The organism is Micromonospora sp. NPDC049900 (genome assembly GCF_044461025.1).
Classification (GTDB): domain Bacteria; phylum Actinomycetota; class Actinomycetes; order Mycobacteriales; family Micromonosporaceae; genus Micromonospora.
In genome coordinates this window covers 172,167-189,480 of sequence record NZ_JBITKM010000006.1, presented here as the reverse complement: position 1 = coordinate 189,480, position 17,314 = coordinate 172,167, and the positions used below count along the sequence as shown (strand labels likewise).

The 17,314-nt window shown below is 70.7% G+C and carries 15 protein-coding genes; 8 read left to right on the top strand and 7 right to left on the bottom strand.

The features are described from left to right. Window positions 1–21 precede the first annotated feature (21 nt). Genes ACIBMZ_RS16360 through ACIBMZ_RS16350 form a run of 3 tightly spaced genes read right to left on the bottom strand, consistent with a single transcriptional unit; the run spans window position 22 to window position 2,647 of the window. Window positions 22–852, bottom strand: coding sequence for an ABC transporter permease (locus tag ACIBMZ_RS16360; protein WP_396694453.1), 831 nt, complete (start codon window positions 850–852; stop codon window positions 22–24). Beyond that, window positions 849–1,673, bottom strand: coding sequence for an ABC transporter ATP-binding protein (locus ACIBMZ_RS16355; protein ID WP_396694451.1), 825 nt, complete (start codon window positions 1,671–1,673; stop codon window positions 849–851). Before ACIBMZ_RS16355 ends, ACIBMZ_RS16360 begins: the two co-directional genes overlap by 4 nt. A 17-nt stretch (window positions 1,674–1,690) precedes the next feature. Further along, a complete protein-coding gene (locus tag ACIBMZ_RS16350; RefSeq protein ID WP_396694449.1) occupies window positions 1,691–2,647 on the bottom strand; it encodes an ABC transporter substrate-binding protein in 957 nt (318 codons plus the stop codon). Window positions 2,648–2,921: 274 nt separating this feature from the next. On the opposite strand from ACIBMZ_RS16350, the gene ACIBMZ_RS16345 reads away from it, so the two are divergent. The 3 genes from ACIBMZ_RS16345 (at window position 2,922) to crcB (ending at window position 4,853) form a co-directional block, all read left to right on the top strand. Continuing rightward, a complete protein-coding gene (locus ACIBMZ_RS16345) occupies window positions 2,922–3,755 on the top strand; it encodes a MaoC/PaaZ C-terminal domain-containing protein (protein ID WP_396694447.1) in 834 nt (277 codons plus the stop codon). Window positions 3,756–3,978: 223 nt separating this feature from the next. Continuing rightward, window positions 3,979–4,482 (top strand): fluoride efflux transporter FluC, encoded by a 504-nt coding sequence (locus ACIBMZ_RS16340; RefSeq protein WP_396694445.1) that lies wholly within the window; start codon window positions 3,979–3,981, stop codon window positions 4,480–4,482. Next, on the top strand, window positions 4,479–4,853 hold the full coding sequence (gene crcB, locus ACIBMZ_RS16335; RefSeq protein WP_396694443.1) for a fluoride efflux transporter CrcB: 375 nt from the start codon (window positions 4,479–4,481) through the stop codon (window positions 4,851–4,853). The genes ACIBMZ_RS16340 and crcB overlap by 4 nt, the downstream gene beginning before the upstream one ends. A gap of 90 nt (window positions 4,854–4,943) precedes the next feature. Here crcB and ACIBMZ_RS16330 read toward each other — a convergent pair whose 3' ends face one another. After that, window positions 4,944–6,518, bottom strand: a complete 1,575-nt coding sequence (locus tag ACIBMZ_RS16330) for a DUF4139 domain-containing protein (protein WP_396694441.1) — start codon at window positions 6,516–6,518, stop codon at window positions 4,944–4,946. 627 nt (window positions 6,519–7,145) lie between these two features. Here ACIBMZ_RS16330 and ACIBMZ_RS16325 point away from each other — a divergent pair. The 3 genes from ACIBMZ_RS16325 (at window position 7,146) to ACIBMZ_RS16315 (ending at window position 12,451) form a co-directional block, all read left to right on the top strand. After that, window positions 7,146–9,584 (top strand): non-reducing end alpha-L-arabinofuranosidase family hydrolase, encoded by a 2,439-nt coding sequence (locus ACIBMZ_RS16325; RefSeq protein ID WP_396694439.1) that lies wholly within the window; start codon window positions 7,146–7,148, stop codon window positions 9,582–9,584. A gap of 101 nt (window positions 9,585–9,685) precedes the next feature. Further along, the gene (locus ACIBMZ_RS16320; protein WP_396694437.1) at window positions 9,686–11,086 is read left to right on the top strand and encodes a ricin-type beta-trefoil lectin domain protein; all 1,401 of its coding nucleotides are present in this window, start codon (window positions 9,686–9,688) and stop codon (window positions 11,084–11,086) included. A 150-nt stretch (window positions 11,087–11,236) separates the two neighbouring features. After that, entirely contained in the window at window positions 11,237–12,451 is a 1,215-nt protein-coding gene (locus tag ACIBMZ_RS16315; RefSeq protein WP_396694435.1) for a DUF2786 domain-containing protein, read from the top strand. A gap of 147 nt (window positions 12,452–12,598) precedes the next feature. Here ACIBMZ_RS16315 and ACIBMZ_RS16310 read toward each other — a convergent pair whose 3' ends face one another. Together ACIBMZ_RS16310 and ACIBMZ_RS16305 are read right to left on the bottom strand one after the other, a co-directional pair. Then, on the bottom strand, window positions 12,599–13,813 hold the full coding sequence (locus tag ACIBMZ_RS16310; protein ID WP_396694433.1) for a S8 family peptidase: 1,215 nt from the start codon (window positions 13,811–13,813) through the stop codon (window positions 12,599–12,601). Window positions 13,814–14,032: 219 nt separating this feature from the next. Then, window positions 14,033–14,512: a MerR family transcriptional regulator gene (locus ACIBMZ_RS16305; RefSeq protein WP_396694431.1), complete on the bottom strand. Its 480-nt coding sequence runs from the start codon at window positions 14,510–14,512 to the stop codon at window positions 14,033–14,035. A gap of 128 nt (window positions 14,513–14,640) precedes the next feature. On the opposite strand from ACIBMZ_RS16305, the gene ACIBMZ_RS16300 reads away from it, so the two are divergent. Continuing rightward, complete coding sequence (locus ACIBMZ_RS16300; RefSeq protein ID WP_396694429.1) at window positions 14,641–15,366, top strand: SDR family oxidoreductase; 726 nt, start codon at window positions 14,641–14,643, stop codon at window positions 15,364–15,366. A gap of 15 nt (window positions 15,367–15,381) precedes the next feature. On the opposite strand, the gene ACIBMZ_RS16295 is transcribed toward ACIBMZ_RS16300, so the two are convergent. Continuing rightward, window positions 15,382–16,296, bottom strand: coding sequence for an NADP-dependent oxidoreductase (locus ACIBMZ_RS16295; protein WP_396694426.1), 915 nt, complete (start codon window positions 16,294–16,296; stop codon window positions 15,382–15,384). A gap of 100 nt (window positions 16,297–16,396) precedes the next feature. Between ACIBMZ_RS16295 and ACIBMZ_RS16290 the strand changes: the two genes are divergently transcribed. Beyond that, entirely contained in the window at window positions 16,397–17,314 is a 918-nt protein-coding gene (locus ACIBMZ_RS16290) for an AraC family transcriptional regulator (protein WP_396694424.1), read from the top strand.

Sequence of the window (17,314 nt, the reverse complement as noted above, 5' to 3'; positions counted from 1 at the left end):
GCGCCGTCAGGGGCGGGCGGGTCAGAACGTGACGCCGTACCGGCGCAGGGTCCTGCTGGTGACGGACCGAAGGATCCAGTCGAAGACGTAGCCGAGCAGGCCGAGGGTGATGATGCCGACGAAGACCCACTCGGTCTTGGCGTAGTTGCGGGCGGTCCAGATGAGCGATCCGAGGCCGCTCTGTGCCGCGACGATCTCGGCGGAGACGATCGTCAGGAAGGAGTTGCCCATGGCCAGCCGGGCGCCGGTCACCACGTGTGGCACGGTCGACGGCAGGACCACCGAGGCCAGGGTGCGTACCGCGTTGGCGCCGAGCGCGCGGGCGGCGCGCAGGCGGAGTTCGTCGACGGACAGGACGCCGGCCAGGGTGTTGAGCGCGACGATGAAGACGGTGGTGTAGAAGATCAGCGCGATCTTCGACGCCTCGCCTGGTCCGAGCCAGATGATCGCCAGGGTGACGAAGGCGATCGGCGGGACGAACCGGAAGAACTGGATGTACGGGTCCAGCATCAGCCGCAGCCACGGTACGCAGCCCATCAGCAGCCCGACCGGTACGCCGATGACGACGCCGAGCGCCCAGCCGGTGAGGATCCGGGTCGACGAGGCGCTGATCGAACTGGCCAGCGTGCCGTCCTGGATGAGTTCGACCGCGCCGCGCCAGGTGAGCAGCGGTGAGGGCAGGAAGAAGGCGGTGTAGTTGCGGCTGACCAGGTCCCAGATGACGACGCCGAGCAGCACCGACAGGGCCGACAAGCCGATCCGGGTCAGCCGGGGTCGGCTGGCGCGGCGGCGGGCCGGGCCGGTCGTGTCGCGGCTGGTCTTCTCCGGCACCGTGCGCAGGTCCACGCTCATCGTCGTGCCTTCCTGTCGGCGCCGTCGGGTGTCGGGCGCTGCCGACCGTCGTGTCCGTCGTCGAGGCCCTGGGCGCGCAGGGTGCGGGCCACCTCGGCGCCGATGTCCTCGCGGAGTTCGCGGAAGAGTGCGGCGCTGGCCGGGTCGGTCAGGTCGCGGGGTCGGGGCAGGTCGCACGGGTACACGTTCTTGATGGCCGCCGAGGGGCCGGCGGTCATGGTGACGATCCGGTCGCCGAGCAGGATCGCCTCGCCGATATCGTGCGTGACGAACACGATGGTCGCGCCGGTCTCCCGCCAGATCCGGTCGAGTTCGACCTGCATGACCAGTCGGGTCTGGGCGTCCAGGGCGCCGAAGGGTTCGTCCATCAGCACGACCGACGGTTCGTTGGCCAGCACCCGGGCCAGTTGTGCGCGCTGGCGCATGCCGCCGGAGAGTTGGCCGGGAAACCGGTCGGCGCTGTGGCTGAGGCCGACCATGGCCAGGTAGCGGTCGACGTCGGTGGCCCGCTGGGCCTTGGCGACGCCGCGCATGCGCGGGCCGAAGTCCACGTTCTGTTGGACCGTCAGCCACGGGAAGAGCGCTTCGGCGCTCTGGAACACCACGCCGCGGGAGACGTCGGGGCCGGTGACCCGCGCGCCCGCGCAGGTCACCTCCCCACCGACGGGTGTGACGAATCCGGCGATCGCGTTGAGCAGTGTCGACTTGCCGCAGCCGCTGGGGCCGAGCAGGCAGACGAACTCCCCTGCGGCGATGTCCAGGTTCGCCTGGCGGACCGCTACGAAGTCGCCGAACCGGATGTCGACGTCGCTCACGGACACCGGGGAGCCGGTACGGTTCACGCCACTCCCCTGATCATGACGGTCGCCGGGTCGGCCTTCTGGCCGACGATGTTGCTGTCCTGCTGGAACTGGGCGATCTCGTGGTAGCGCTGGATGTCCTCGTCGGTGAAGTCACGGACCTGGCACTGCACGCCTTCGAGGAGGGTCTGTGCCTCGGCGGCGGGCACCTTGATCGCGGTCTCGGTGACGGTGCCGGCCTTGGCGGGGTCGGCGGTGAGCTGCTCGCAGGCCTGGGCGATGGTGTCGACGACCTTCTTGGCCGTCTCCTTGTTGCCCTCGTACCAGGCGCCGTCGACGCCGATCACGAGGTTGTAGACGTACCCGATCTCGCCGCTGGTCAGCAGTACGGTGCCGCCGTTGGCGACGCCCCGCGAGGGCCACGGCTCCCACATGATGTAGCCGTCGACGTCGCCGCGTTGCAGCAGTGCCGGCATCTCGGCGGGTGAGGCGTTGACGAACTCGACCGTGTCGCGGGCGATGTTGCGGCTGTCGAGGACCTTGTTGGTGGCGTACTCGTTCACGGTGCCGGGGACGACGCCGTACTTCTTGATGCCGGCGACGTCGGTGATGCCGGAGCGGGCGACGAGCTTGATGAAGCTGGGCGACTGCGAGAAGACCGCGAGCCCCTTGATGTCGCCCCGGGTCGCCCGGTTGAGCAGGCTGGATTCGGTGCTGGCGGTGACCTGGCCCTGCTTGGCCAGGATCGCGTCGAGCCCGCCGGTCCCCTCCTGGTACTGGGTGACGGTCACGTCGAGCCCGGCCTGGTCGAAGAGGTTCTCCTGGTCGGCGAGGTAGATCGGGGAGTACGCCGGGTCGACGCCGACGCCGAAGTTGACGGCGGGGGTGGGGCCGCTGTCGCCGCCGGAGTCGCCAGAGGACTGGTTCTCGGAACACGCCGCCATGGCGACGGTCATCAGCAGGGCGGCGGCCGCAGCCGTTACGCGCATTCTCATGGCTTCCCCAGACTTAAGCGGCTCATATTGTGGTCTTGGTTTCTTAATATGGGACGCTACTGTGAGGCGCTTTACAACGTCAAGAGGCGTAAGCGAGAGCCTCTAACCACAGACAGTAGCCAGAGGCCGTCGTACGCCCCGTCGTGCTCGCCGGCGTACCGAGGAGATAGCGACCATGAAGTACCTGAACAACCCACTTGATGCGGCGAATCCGAAATCTCAGGCGAGAGCACTCCAGGGAAAGAACGTCACGCAACGTGGCGAACATTCGGCCGTGGACGGACTCGTCTCCCCCCACGGGCACGCGCCGACGACGACCGAGCGGACCTGGAGCGTGACCGACACGCTCCACTACGCCCTCAGCGTCGGCGCCGGTACGCCCGATCCCACCGACGAACTCCGGTACACCACGGAGAACACCGCCGGGCAGCCACACGCCGTACTCCCGAGCTTCGCCACCCTGCTCGCCGCCGATCCGCCGTACCTCGGCGAGCCGGCCGTCGTCCGGCACGCCGGGGAGACCCTGACCCTGCACCGGCCTTTGCCACCCGCCGGCCGGGCCCGCGTCACCGCCACCGTCACCGGCGTCCACGACCAGACCAGCGGCGCTCTGTTCCACCACCGATCCGAGATCCACGACACCGACGGCGTCCACCTGGCCACCGTCGAGCGCACCATGTTCGTCATCGGGGCCGGCGGTTTCGACGGCCCACGCGCGCCGCGCACCCCCTGGCAGCGACCGGCGGAACGCCCCGACCACACCACCGACCACCACACCCGCCCCGACCAGGCGCTGCTCTACCGCCTCAACGGCGACCGCAACCCACTGCACTCCGACCCGGCGGTAGCCGTCGCCGCCGGCCTTCGCGGCCCCGTCCTGCACGGGCTGTGCACCTTCGGTTTCGCCGCCCGGACCCTGCTGCGCACCGCCGCCGACAACGACCCCGACCGGGTACGCCGGATCAGCGCCCGGTTCACCGCACCGCTGTTCCCCGGCGACACCCTCACCGTGCTGGTGTGGCGCCGCCCGGTGGGCGCACTCTTCCAGGCCGTCGACGGCCGAGGCCGTCCGGTCCTCGACCGGGGCACGCTGGACCTGCACGGATGACCACGAGGCGACGTCCGCGCGCCTGAGCGGCGCGGACGGGTAGCCGTTCCGGCAGTGCCGAGCGGTAGCCTGGACGGGCAGCCACCCTTCGAGGTGGCGGCACGGCGGTGGGGCCCGCCGTACCCGAACCGTGCCGCACCCGGTCACCGACGGTCCCTACCTGATGATCCTCGCGCACGCCCACACCCGGGCGTGGAGACCGCCCAGGTAGGAGCCCGTGCCCGTGCCGCATGACGAACACCGCGACCCAGCCCGCAGCCCGCTGCGCGAACCGGTCGATCCCGACATCGTCGTCCCACCGGGGCCGCCCGGTCGGGTGCCGCGACAGATCGAGGTCCTCGCCGCGATCGCGGCCGGCGGCGTACTCGGCGCCTGCGCCCGCTACGGCGCAGGCGTCCTGTTTCCGACCGCGCCCGGGACGTTCCCGTGGACGACGTTCTGGATCAACATCACCGGCTGCGCCGTGATGGGTGCGCTCCTGGTCCTGATCACCGAACGGCGCGCCGCTCATCCGCTGGTCCGGCCCTTCCTCGGCACGGGCGTACTCGGCGGCTACACCACGTTCTCCACCTACGCCCTCGACGGCCAGCACCTGATCGGCGGCGGCCGGGCGGGCACGGCGCTGCTCTACCTCGGCGGCACCCTGGTCGCGGCGCTGGCCGCCGGGTGGGGCGCGGCGACGCTCACCCGGCTGCTCGTTGCCACCGGCGACGGAGCCGCCGGATGAACTGGCTCATGGTCATCCTCGGTGCCCTCGTCGGCGCGCCGCTGCGTTTCCTGATCGACCGCGCCGTCCAGGCCCGGCTCGGCACCGCCTTCCCGTGGGGGACCCTCACCGTCAACCTCGTCGCCTGCGTCGGCCTCGGCGTCCTGGCCGGCGTCGGCACCGTGACCGCCGTGACTCCGGCCCTGCAGCACCTGATCGGTCCCGGGTTCTGTGCGACGTTGAGCACCTACTCGACCTTCTCCGTCGAGACGATCCGCCTGACGGAGGCCGGCGCACCGCTGCGCGCGATCGCCAACGCCGTCGGTAGCGTCCTGGCCGGGCTGGCCGCGCTCGCCCTCAGCAGCCAGCTCACGGTCGCACTCCTCGCCTGAGCCGTCCTCGGCGAGCCGACGGTGTCCTGCGGTGCATTCCGGCGAGGTCGTCGTACGCCGCCGGCCGTAGCGGAGCGATCGGAGCGGCTCCTACTCCCGCCAGCCGGTCAGCTCGACCCCCTTGGCCAGGTCCACCCGGAAGCCCAGCGCGATCTCGCCGCTCTCGCCCGGGGCGAGTGACAGCCGCCAGGTCATCTCACCCAGTTCCGTCCGCTCGACCGGTGGCGGCACGACGGTCGTCTCGCGTACCGCCACCGCCTCGTCCCGCGAGACCGGGAGCTGGTCGCGGACCTCGACGGTGGCCGGGCGGGGCGTGTGGTTGTCGACGGTGATCCGGTACTCCACCTCGCGCCGCCGGGTCGACCCGAGCGTGGCCTTGGACTCGGCGCGTCGGTGCAGCTTGCGCTCCACCCGGATCCGGTCGTCCACCCCGAGCGCCAGCTCGGTCTCCTCTCCCGGCGCCCACATCGGCAGCCGGGTGGAGGCGACGAAGTCCGCGTCGTGGAACACCGCGGCCGGGCCGGGCAGCAGTGCGTGCTCCGAGGTGTTGCGGACCGTGGCACGCAGGTGAGCCTCGGCGGCGCGGACCGGGGCGGCGACGTGGTCCAGCCGGGCCGGTAGGTCCAGCACGGCGATGGTGGCGCGGTGGGCGCTGCCGTCGGCGGGCACCGCCACCGGCCGGGCCGGCCGGTAGGTGGCCGCCGTGGTCCCCTGCTCGACCTCGGCAACGCTCTCCCGCAGCATCTGCGGGGCCGGCGGCGCGGCACGGGCCGCACCGGCGGCCGGCGCCGCGCCGAACGCCGGCATCCCGGCCACCATGTCCGGCGCCGCACGGGTGGGCGGTGGCCGGAGCCGGTCGAGATACCAGGGCGACAGTTCGGGTACGCCGGTCGTCGCCGCAGGTCGGGCGGTGGAGAGGCGGAGGTCGCACTCGGGCCAGTCCTCCCCGGTGCTCTGGCTGACCATCGCGAACCAGGTGACGGTCATGGTCTCGTCGACCAGCCGCAGATCGTAGGAGGGTTGCCACCGGGCACCCTCCACCAGGTAGGTCAGCTCCAGCTCGACGTCGGTGTCGTCGGCCTCGACCGCCACGATCACCTCGGCGGCCAGCCGGTCCGGCTGTTGCTTGCCGCGTGCGGCGTCGAGATCGCGCCCGACGGCGGCCAGTTCCTCCCCCAGCTCGGTACGCCGACGGGTCAGTCCGCGCCGTCGGGCACGCGAGTCGGCGAGCTGGGCGGCCACCGAGTCGGTGAAGGCGGCCACGTCGGCGGGCGCGGCGTCGCCGGTGGCCAGCGCGCGGGCATACGTGCCACCGGCCCGCTCGGCCAGCCTGGTGAGGAACTGCCCGCGCTGCTCCTCGATGCCGTCCGCGTCGTCGACCTCGGCCAACTCGTCGGTCAGCTCGCGCCGACGCTGCTCCAGGGCGACGACCTGCGCGTCGGTGCTGCGGGCCTGCCGCCAGGTCGTCACGTCCACACCGAGCACGGTGGCCGCGCCCCGGCCGCCGACCCGGACCGAGTCCCGCCGAAGGCCCAGTGGCAGCGGCGCGACGCGTACGCGGTGCTGACCGGCTGCCAGCCGGGTGCCGCCGCGGCGGGTGACCCGGGCCCGGTCGGGGTAGACGGTGACGCCGACGACGGGGGCATCGATCTCCGCAGTGTCCACGGCGGCGAGGGTAGTCGACCCCGGTGACCGTTCCTTCCGGCACCGGTGACCCGCGCCCGCCGGACGGCAGTCTCCGACGCCTGTAGACGGTCGGTGGCCAGGGGTGACGGGATGACACCGCTCGCGCGGGCACTGGCCCCCGGTCTTCTGGCATCTAGGTACGGGGGCGGGTCTCGCACGTGGTGTGCGACGACGGTGGTGCGTGGCGAGGTGTCGTGACGTCCTAAGCGACGCAGCCCGAGCAGCCGCCGAAACACTTCCGGCATGTTTCCGAAACTACCGGTTGAAAACCCTGGAACATTCTGCCAGCCTGATAGGCACCGATCGATGAGATCGCTAACATTGATCTTCCCGACCCTGGAGGTGTCCGCACCGTCACCAGGCCCGAGCATCCGGGTGACACGTCCACACCGGAGTCCACCGCCCGCGACCACGTCCCGGCGGGCGACGGACTCGACCACCGCCACCCTTCACCCGCCGACCAGACGGCCAGCGGCGACTCACCTCCGCATGCGTGCCGGACATGAGCCCTGACCAGGTCGGCGGAATCGGCATTGCGGGTCGCCGTCTGCGCGCACCCGATCAGCGACAGACATATCCCATCCGTCCCATCAGTGGAGGATCGACATGATCTCCCGAACCCGTCCCCCCAGACGTCGACTCCGCGCGCTCTATGTTCCCGGAGCCGCCGCGCTGGTCGCCGTCTTCGTCGCATCGTTGCTGCCCACGCTCGCCCACGCCGCCGAGACAACTCTCGCGGCGGCGGCGAACCAGTCCGGCCGGTACTTCGGTGCGGCGGTGGCGGCGAACAAGCTCGGCGACGGCGCGTACACGACGATCCTGAACCGCGAGTTCAACAGCGTCACGCCCGAGAACGAGATGAAGATCGACGCGACCGAGCCGCAGCAGGGCAACTTCACGTTCACCAACGCGGATCGGATCGTCAACCACGCTCTCAGTCGGGGTTGGCAGGTGCGTGGCCACACGTTGGCCTGGCACTCGCAGCAGCCCGGCTGGATGCAGAACATGTCCGGCACCCAGTTGCGTAACGCGATGCTGAACCACGTCACGCGGGTCGCCACCTACTACCGGGGCAAGATCCATTCTTGGGACGTGGTGAACGAGGCGTTCGCCGACGGTGACAGCGGCGCCCGGCGCGACTCGAACCTCCAGCGCACCGGCAACGACTGGATCGAGGCGGCGTTCCGGGCGGCCCGGACGGCGGACCCGGGTGCGAAGCTCTGCTACAACGACTACAACACCGACAACTGGAACTGGGCCAAGACCCAGGCCGTCTACCGGATGGTCCAGGACTTCAAGCAGCGGGGCGTACCGATCGACTGCGTCGGGTTCCAGTCGCACTTCAACGCCCAGTCGGCGTACAACAGCAACTACCGGACCACGCTGTCCAGCTTCGCGGCGCTCGGCGTCGACGTGCAGATCACTGAGCTGGACATCGAGGGCTCGGGCACCTCGCAGGCCAACACGTACCGCAACGTGGTCAACGACTGTCTCGCCGTTCCGCGCTGCACCGGCATCACGGTGTGGGGCATCCGGGACACCGACTCGTGGCGTTCCAGCGGCACCCCGCTGCTCTTCGACGGCAGCGGCAACAAGAAGGCCGCCTACACGGCCACCCTGGACGCGCTGAACAGCGCCGGTCCCGGGACCACCCCCACGCCCACCACGCCGGGGCCCACCAACCCTCCGTCCGGCTCCGCCAGTGAGATCGTGGGTTCGCAGTCCGGCCGGTGCGTGGACGTGCCGAACTCCTCACGGGACAACGGCACCCGTGTCCAGCTCTACGACTGCAACAAGCAGACCAACCAGGCCTGGACCTACGACGCCACCACCAGACAACTCCGCGTCTACGGCGACATGTGCCTCGACGCCGCCGGCACCGGCAACAGCGCCGCCGTCCAGATCTACTCCTGCCACAACCAGACCAACCAACAGTGGACCATCAACACCAACGGCACCATCAGCGGCGTCCAGTCCGGCCGCTGCCTCGACGCCTGGAACACCACCAACGGCGCCCAGATCCAGCTCTACGACTGCCACGGACAAACCAACCAGCAGTTCCGGCTGGTGTCCCTCGGCGGTCCCACCTCGCCGCCGCCGACCACTCCGCCGCCGACCACGCCGCCGCCGTCGGGTACCTGCTCGCTGCCGTCGTCGTACCGGTGGTCCTCGACCGGCGCGTTGGCGCAGCCCCGCTCGGGCTGGGTGTCGTTGAAGGACTTCACCCACGCCCCCTACAACGGCCAGCAACTCGTCTACGCCACCACCCACGACACCGGCACCAGCTGGGGCTCGATGAACTTCGGCCTCTTCTCCAACTGGAACCAGATGGGCTCCGCCAGCCAGAACCCGATGCCCTTCTCCGCCGTCGCCCCCTCCCTGTTCTACTTCGCCCCCCGCAACATCTGGGTCCTCGCCTACCAGTGGGGCGGCCCCGCCTTCTCCTACCGCACCTCCACCAACCCAGCAGACGTCAACAGCTGGGGACCGGCACAAACCCTGTTCACCGGATCCATCACCAACTCCGGCACCGGCCCCATCGACCAGGCCCTCATCGGCGACAGCCAGAACATGTACCTCTTCTTCGCCGGCGACAACGGCCGCATCTACCGCGCCAGCATGCCCATCGGCAACTTCCCCGGCAACTTCGGCGCCAACTACACCACGATCATGACCGACACCACCAACAACCTCTTCGAAGGCGTCCAGGTCTACAAACTCGAAGGCGAAAACCGCTACCTCATGCTCGTCGAAGCCATCGGCTCCCAAGGACGCTACTTCCGCTCCTTCACCGCCACCAGCCTCAACGGCACCTGGACCCCCCAGGCCGCCACCGAGAACAACCCCTTCGCCGGCAAAGCCAACAGCAGCGCCACCTGGACCAACGACATCAGCCACGGCGAACTCATCCGCACCAACCCCGACCAGACCATGACCGTCAACGCCTGCAACCTCCAACTCCTCTACCAAGGACGCTCCCCCAACTCCGGCGGCGACTACGGCCTCCTGCCCTACCGCCCCGCACTACTCACCCTGCAACGCTGACCGCGTGCAGGTCCGGCTCGGGCACAGCCGGCGCGGGCGGGTTCGGCGCATGCCGGACCCGCCCATCCCACACCCACCCCCACCACCAGGAGGTATCGACAGTGCGAGGACATGCGCCCCCTCCCCTGCCCTCGGGGATCACTGACGCGCACCGCGCGTCGCCCGGCTTTCGGGGACGGCTGCTCAAGCTCGCCGCCGCCGGACTCGCCACCGCCGTCGGGTTGCTCACCGTGACGTTGGCGACAGGGTCGGCGTCGGCCGCCGACAACCCGTACCAGCGGGGCCCGGACCCGACCCGGAACAGCGTCGCGGCGGAGAACGGCCCGTTCGCCAACACGTCGGTCAGCGTCCCCAGCGGGAACGGCTTCAACGGCGGCCGGATCTACTACCCGACCGACACCAGCCAGGGCACCTTCGGGGCCATCGCGATCTCACCCGGCTACACCGCCCTGTTCTCGGCCGAACTGGCCTGGATGGGACCGTGGCTGGCCTCGCATGGTTTCGTGGTGATCGGCATCGAGACCAACAGCCGCAACGACTTCGACACCGCTCGCGGCACCCAGTTGCTCGCCGCTCTGGACTACCTGACGCAGCAGAGCACGGTGCGCAACCGGATCGACCCGAACCGGTTGGCCGTCGCGGGTCACTCGATGGGCGGCGGCGGGGCGCTGAGCGCCGCGATGCGACGCCCGTCGTTGAAGGCGGTGGCCGGCATCACGCCGTACTCGCCGTCGTCGAACCTGGCCAACGACCGGGTGCCCACGATGATCATCTCCGGACAGGCGGACACGGTGGTCACCCCGTCGTACGCGCTCGGTCTGTACAACAGCATTCCGGCCACGACGGAGAGCGTCTACCTGGAGGTCGCCGGTGGCGACCACGGATTCATGGTCGGCCGGTCGAACCCGGTGCTGATCCGGACCATGCTGCCGTTCCTGAAGACGTTCGTCGACAACGACGCCCGGTACACCCAGTTCCTCTGCCCGCTGGTGGACAACAGCGGGGTGGTCACCTACCGCAACACGTGCCCGTTGCTGCCGCCACCGACCGGTACGCCGACCCCGACCCCCACCACGCCCGGGCCGACGACGCCACCGCCCACCACGCCGCCGCCCGGCTCCGCCAGCGAGATCGTCGGCGCGCAGTCCGGCCGGTGCGTCGACGTCCCCAACTCGTCCCGCACCAACGGCACCCGTGTCCAGCTCTACGACTGCAACAGGCAGACCAACCAAACCTGGACGTACAACAGCTCCACCAGACAACTCCGCGTCTACGGCGACATGTGCCTCGACGCCGCCGGCACCGGCAACAGCGCCGCCGTCCAGATCTACTCCTGCCACAACCAGACCAACCAGCAATGGAACATCAACACCAACGGCACCATCAGCGGCGTCCAATCCGGCCGCTGCCTCGACGCCTGGAACACCACCAACGGTGCCCAGATCCAGCTCTACGACTGCCACGGACAGACCAACCAGCAGTTCCGCCTCGCGGCCAGATGATCGTGACCGACCTGGCCGGTACGCAGCTCTCCAAGCTGCGCAGCCAGGTCCCACACCGCTGAGCGCCAGATGAAGCGGGCGGGCTCGACGTCATGTCGGGCCCGCCCGCCGCTGCACAGCCCCGACCCCGGGCTCCGTAGGCTTGGGCTGGTGACATCTGTGCGGGAACGGATCAGGGCGGTTCTCGCCGGGGCGGTCGACTACGAGGCGGGGCTGGACGCGCTCACCGTCACACCGTCGGTCGACGTCGACCCGGCGCTGGTGGCGGCGAGGGACGAGGCGTTCGCGCGGCTGTGGCGGGGCGGGTGGCAGCCGACCGAGCTGCACCGGGTGGTCGCGCGGCGGGGCCTGCCGCGCCAGGCCGACCTGGTGACCGACGCGGTCGCCGCGTACCTGCGAGGGTTTCCCCGGACCACGGTCGACCGGCGGTGGCTGGCGCAGGCGGACGCCCTCGGGGCGCAGGTCTGGTGGGCGGACGACGCCAGGTACGTCGACGCTCTCGCGGCCCGTTGGCGACTCGACCGGGTGGCCGTACTCGATCTGGTGTTGGGCCTGCTCGCCATCGTCGTCGCGCTCCCGCCGATCGAGGTGCTCGTCCCGCCGCCCGGGTCCGCCGCCGCGAAGGTCGGCGGGTCGGGGTCGTCGCGGACCGACGCCCGGCTGTTGGATCGGGTACGCGCCCTGCTCGCCAAGGCGGAGTCGACGACCTTTCCGGCCGAGGCGCAGGCGTACACCGCCAAGGCGCAGGAACTGGTCACCCGACACAGCCTGGACGAGGCGCTGCTGGCAGCGCGGAGCGGTGACGCGTCACCGGTGGTGCCGTACGCGCGCCGGATCGGCGTGGACCACCCCCACGACGGGGAGAAGGCGTCCCTGCTGGCCGCCGTCGCCAAGGCGAACCGCTGCCACACGGTCTGGTCACCGGAGCTGGCGTTCAGCACCGTCTTCGGGTTCGACACCGACATCGACGCGGTGGACCTGCTCTACACCTCGCTGCTGGTGCAGGCGCACCAGGCGATGGCCCGGACCGAGCCGCCGGGTGGTAAGGCCGGTCGGAGCCGGCTGAAGGCGTACCGTCAGTCGTTCCTGGTGGCCTTCGCCGACCGGATCGACGAACGGCTGACCGCCGCGGCGCAGGTCGCGTTGGCGCAGGCCACCGATCGGCGGGACGGGAACGGTGCGAGCGACGCGAGCGACCTGCTTCCGGTGCTCGCCGCGCGGGACGAGCAGATCCGCGAGACCATGCGACGGGTCTTCCCGGACACGGTCCGGTCCCGGGCCATCCGGGTGGACAGCCGCGACGGTTGGGAGTCCGGTCGGCAGGCCGCTGACCGCGCCTCCCTGCCGTCCGACACCAGGCGGTGACGGGATGTCCCGCCCGTCCGAGCCCACCGCACCCCGTTGGCACAGCAGGTGCAGGTTCCTGGCCCACACGCGTCGGTCGACGGCGGGCGGTTCTGGCGACAGGACGACCGTCCGCACCGGGTCACGGTGCGGACGGTCGCCTCGCGATCAGCTCCCGAAGGTGCCGATGTAGAGCAGGCGGTTGGGTGAGCCGGCTCCGGGGTTGACGACGACGTTCGGGGTAGCGGCGGCGACGATCGCCGCGTTCACCGTCGCGGGCGACGCCGACGGGTTGTTCCGCAGGTAGATCGCGGCGGCGCCGGCCACGTGCGGGGCGGCGAACGAGGTGCCACTGCCGGTGTACGTGGCGGTGTTGCTGGTCCGCCAGGCGGCGGTGATCGACACACCCGGGGCGAACAGGTCCAGCGCGGTGCCGTAGTTGGACCAGGTGGGACGGGTGTCGGTGGCGTCGGTGGCGCCGACGGTCAGCGCCTCGGTGACCCGGGCCGGTGAGGTGCCGGTGGCCGGTACGCCGGAGTTGCCTGCGGCGATGGCGTAGGTGATGCCCGCGTTGATGGATCGCCGGACCGCGGCGTCGAGGGTGGTGCTGGCCCCGCCGCCGAGGCTCAGGTTGGCCACCGCCGGTCGGGTGGCATTCGCGGTGACCCAGTCGACACCGGCGATGACACCGGCCGTGGTGCCGGAGCCGCTGTTGTTGAGTACCCGCACCCCGACGACGGTGGCGTTCTTGGCCACCCCGTAGGCGGTCCCGGCGGCGACCGAGGCGACGAAGGTGCCGTGCCCGTTACCGTCGTCGGTGTTGTAGTCGTTGTCGACTGCGTCGTAGCCGTGCACCGCCCGGCCGCCGAAGTCCTGATGGGTGATCCGGACTCCGGTGTCGACCACGTAGATCCGCACCCCGTTGCTCGGACCGTAGGTGAACGACTGGTTCAGCGGCAGGTTCCGCTGGTCGATGCGGTCGAGACCCCAGGACGGCGGGTTCGGCTGGGTGGCCAGCGCCTGTACCCGCTGGTCCTGCTCGACGTAGGCGACGGCCGGGTCGGCGGCCAGGCGGCGGGCGGCCCGCTCGGTGAGGGTCGCGGAGTAGCCGTTGACCGTCCGTCCGTAGAGCCGGTCGACCCGGCCACCGCCGTGCCGGGTGGTGACACGCTCGGCGCCGGCACGGGTGAGCTGCTGCCCGTCCTTGAGTACGACGATGTAGCTGCCCGGGACGGCGGTCGGCAGGTCGGCACCGAGGACGGTGCCGGTGACCGGCGTGGCCGCCGCCGGGTTGAACCCGGCCGTGGCGAGTAGTGCGCCCGCGAGCGTGGCGGCGCCCAGAGTGCCGAGCCGGCGGCGGGTGACGAGGTGGGTGAGCCTCACGTGGCTGCTCCTTCCTGGGCCGGCCGTGGCAGCGGCCGGCGCGTGCCGCGCCTGCGTCCATGGTGGACGGTGTGGCGCGGGAACCCTTGTGGTGCACCGGGTTCGGTGCGACCCCAGACTAGGAAAGGATGAGCCATCGATGGTTGCGGTTGCTTTAGGCTTCTGTTGCCGGGTTGCGCCAGCCGTAACGAAAAGACGTGACGGTGACGGGCCCACCGCTCAGCCTGCGGAGGCGGTCATCTGACCGGCGACCATGGAACGGCCTGACGCATCACGGTCAGAAGTGGCCGATGCGGCGGGGTCGGCAGGGCGGTACGGCGTCCAGGGCGGCTCACGCAGGGCGGGACAGTGTTCGGCGGTCGGATGGTTCGCGATGTCGATCATGCGGTCGAGGGCGTCACGGGCGGCGGCGAGGTCGGCCATGGCGGCGGTGATCCGGTCGCGTTCGGCGGTCAGGAGCGCGAACGCCTCGCGGGAACCGTGTCCGGCGTCGACGTAGGGCATCAGTTGCAGGATGGTCCGGCTGGGCACACCGGCGGCGAAGAACTGTTGGATCAACCGGACCCGTTCGACGGCTGATTCGGGATAGGTGCGCTGGCCCCTGGGGCTCCGCTCCGACGTGAGTAGACCCTGCTCCTCGTAGTACCGCAGCGCTCTCGTGCTCACACCCGCCCGTCGGGCGACGTCACCGATCCGCATCCACGTCCTCCATCGGTTTCGCAATCCGACTTGCCCTTGACGTCAACGTCAGCTTTTACCGTAGTCGACGTCGGGCCGGATCCGGTCCCACCCCATTCCGAGACGACCCAGGCAGGGAGCACCACCCCATGAACATCACCGACCAGATCGCCCTCGTCACCGGTGCCAACCGCGGCATCGGCCGCCAGTTCGTACTGGAGCTGCTCGAACGCGGAGCGCGCAGGGTGTACGCGACGGCCCGTCGCCCCGAGAGCCTCGGCTTCGCCGACAGCCGCGTGGTGCCGCTGCGACTCGACCTGCTCGACCACGAGTCCGTCGTCGCCGCCGCAGCGGCCGCGCGTGACGTCACGCTTCTCGTCAACAACGCCGGCATCGCCACCGGCGCCCCGCTCGTCACCGGTGAGATCGCCGAGGTCCGCCGCGAGATGGACACGCACTTCTGGGGCACCCTCGACGTGATCCGCGAGTTCACCCCCGTACTCGCCGCGAACGGCGGTGGCGCGATCGTGAACGTGCTCTCGGCGCTGTCGTGGTTCGCCGGCCCGGGCACCGGCGCGTACTCCGCCGCCAAGGCCGCCGAGTGGAACATGACGAACGGTGTGCGCCTCGAACTGGCCGCCCAGGGCACCCTGGTCCAAGGGGTACTCCTCGGTGCCGCCGACACGGACATCACCGCCGACTACGACGGACCCAAGATCGACCCCCGTGACGTCCCGCGTCGATCGCTCGACGGGCTGGCCGCCGGGTCGATCGAGGTGATCGTCGACGACTGGACCGCGATGGTGAAGGCGTCCCTCGCCGACGACCCGGCCCCGTTCTACACGCGGGTCACCGAGATGCTGGGCGCCAGCTGAGCTACCCGGCCCACCTCACGGAACAAGGATCGTCTTGCCCCGGATGCGTCCGGCCTCGGCGTCGCGGTGCACCGAGGCCAGGTCGGCGAGAGGACGCGACGCAGCGATGTCGAGACGGACGGCCCCGGCGTCGACCAGGGCGACGAGGGCGGCGAGGTGACGGGTGTCGTTGCGGGCCACGAAGCGTACTGCCCTCACCGCCGACCCGGCGGGTGCCGTCAGCGCGCCGGCGGCGGACCCGACGACGCCTCCTGGGCGCACCAGCGACATCAGTGCCGCGGCGTGCCCGGCACCGACCACGACGACGTTGACGATCACGTCGACCGGGGCATCGAGCGCGTCGCCGAGGGGCGTGTTCGTGTAGTCGACGATCTCGTCGGCTCCGAGGTGACGGACCACTGCGGTACTGCGCGGGCTGGCCGTGGCGATGACGTGGGCACCGACGTGCTTGGCGAGCTGGACCACGAACCCGCCGACGCCACCGCCCGCTCCGTTGACCAGTACCCGTTGCCCTGGAGTGATGCCCGCGTGCGCGAACACCGCCTGCCAGGCCGTGACACCGGCAATGGGGATGGCGGCGGCGTGCGGGAGGGGAACGGTGGTGGGCGCCGCCACGACGGTGTCGGCGGCGGCGGTGACGAACTCGGCCGCGGCACCGCCCGTGTCGAGCCGTCCGACGACCCGGTCGCCCACGGCGAGGGTGTCCACACCGTCGCCGAGCTCGACGATCGTGCCGGCGACATCCCCGCCGAGGGTGTACGGCAGATCCAGCGGGAAGACGGCACGCAGCAGTCCCCGGCGCAGCCCGATGTCGGACGGATTGAACGAGGTCGCGGCGACCGTGATCAGCACCTCGTTCCGGCCCGGCGTCGGGCGCGGCACGTCCTCCTCCCGGATGACCGAGGCCTCGCCGTACTGGTGGATTCGCATGGCTCTCACCACTCGAACCTATGGCGGCACCCGAAGGCGATCCATGCTCTGTAGTCCCCCATTCATACTCGATCGTCCTCGCCGCGATATCCTGGCCCCGATGGACGTACTCAGCGACGTGATCACGGTCATGCGAGCCGGCCGGCCGCGCTCCGCGCGGATCGCGTGGTACGCCCCGTGGGCGCAGCGGTTCGCACCCGTACCCGGCTCCGCCGGTTTCCAGATCGTCCTCCAGGGGCCGTGCTGGCTCATCGCACCGGACACCGACCCGGTGCCGCTTGCCGCCGGAGACATCGTGTTCCGGCCGCACGGTCCGGGCCACACGCTGGCCGACAGCCCGACGACCTCACCCACCGCGCCCGCCTGCGACCCGAACGACCCTGGCCTGTCGCGCTACGTCTCGGACGTCGGCGACGCCGCTGCCACAGTTACCCTGTGCGGCGCGTACGAACTCGATCCGGTCCATACGCATCCGCTGTTCGACGACCTGCCCGCGCTCATTCACCTGCCCGCGCACCTCGGGCGACACCCGGAGCTACGCGCCACCGTGGACCTGCTCGCCAGCGAACTGGAACGGCCCCGCCTCGGCACCGACGCCATCATCCCGGCACTGCTCGACACCCTGCTGCTGCACATCCTGCGTGCCTGGCTCGACCGCAACCCGTCCTCGCCGACCGTGGCAACGGGCTGGGCGGCCGCACTCAACGATCCGGCCACCGCCGCCGCACTACGGGCCATCCACAGCGCCCCCGCCCGGCCGTGGACCGTCGCGGCACTCGCCGCCGAGGCGGGGCTGTCCCGAGCACCGTTCGCGCGCCGTTTCACCGCGCTGCTCGGCCAGCCGCCGATGACCTACCTGACCTGGTGGCGGATGACCACCGCCGCCCGGCTTCTCCACCAGTCCGACACGCCGCTGCGCGGCATCTCGGAGCGAGTCGGCTACACGTCGGAGTTCGCGTTCGCCGCCGCTTTCAAACGCCGGTACGGCACCTCCCCCGGCAGATACCGACGGCGGTGA

Bases quoted from the DNA above. Each gene is read 5' to 3' on its own strand.
- ACIBMZ_RS16360 (WP_396694453.1), bottom strand. From the start codon at position 852: ATGAGCGTGGACCTGCGCACGGTGCCGGAGAAGACCAGCCGCGACACG.
- ACIBMZ_RS16350 (WP_396694449.1), bottom strand. From the start codon at position 2,647: ATGAGAATGCGCGTAACGGCTGCGGCCGCCGCCCTGCTGATGACCGTC.
- crcB (WP_396694443.1), top strand. From the start codon at position 4,479: ATGAACTGGCTCATGGTCATCCTCGGTGCCCTCGTCGGCGCGCCGCTG.
- ACIBMZ_RS16325 (WP_396694439.1), top strand. From the start codon at position 7,146: ATGATCTCCCGAACCCGTCCCCCCAGACGTCGACTCCGCGCGCTCTAT.
- ACIBMZ_RS16305 (WP_396694431.1), bottom strand. From the start codon at position 14,512: ATGCGGATCGGTGACGTCGCCCGACGGGCGGGTGTGAGCACGAGAGCG.
- ACIBMZ_RS16300 (WP_396694429.1), top strand. From the start codon at position 14,641: ATGAACATCACCGACCAGATCGCCCTCGTCACCGGTGCCAACCGCGGC.
- ACIBMZ_RS16295 (WP_396694426.1), bottom strand. From the start codon at position 16,296: ATGCGAATCCACCAGTACGGCGAGGCCTCGGTCATCCGGGAGGAGGAC.
- ACIBMZ_RS16290 (WP_396694424.1), top strand. From the start codon at position 16,397: ATGGACGTACTCAGCGACGTGATCACGGTCATGCGAGCCGGCCGGCCG.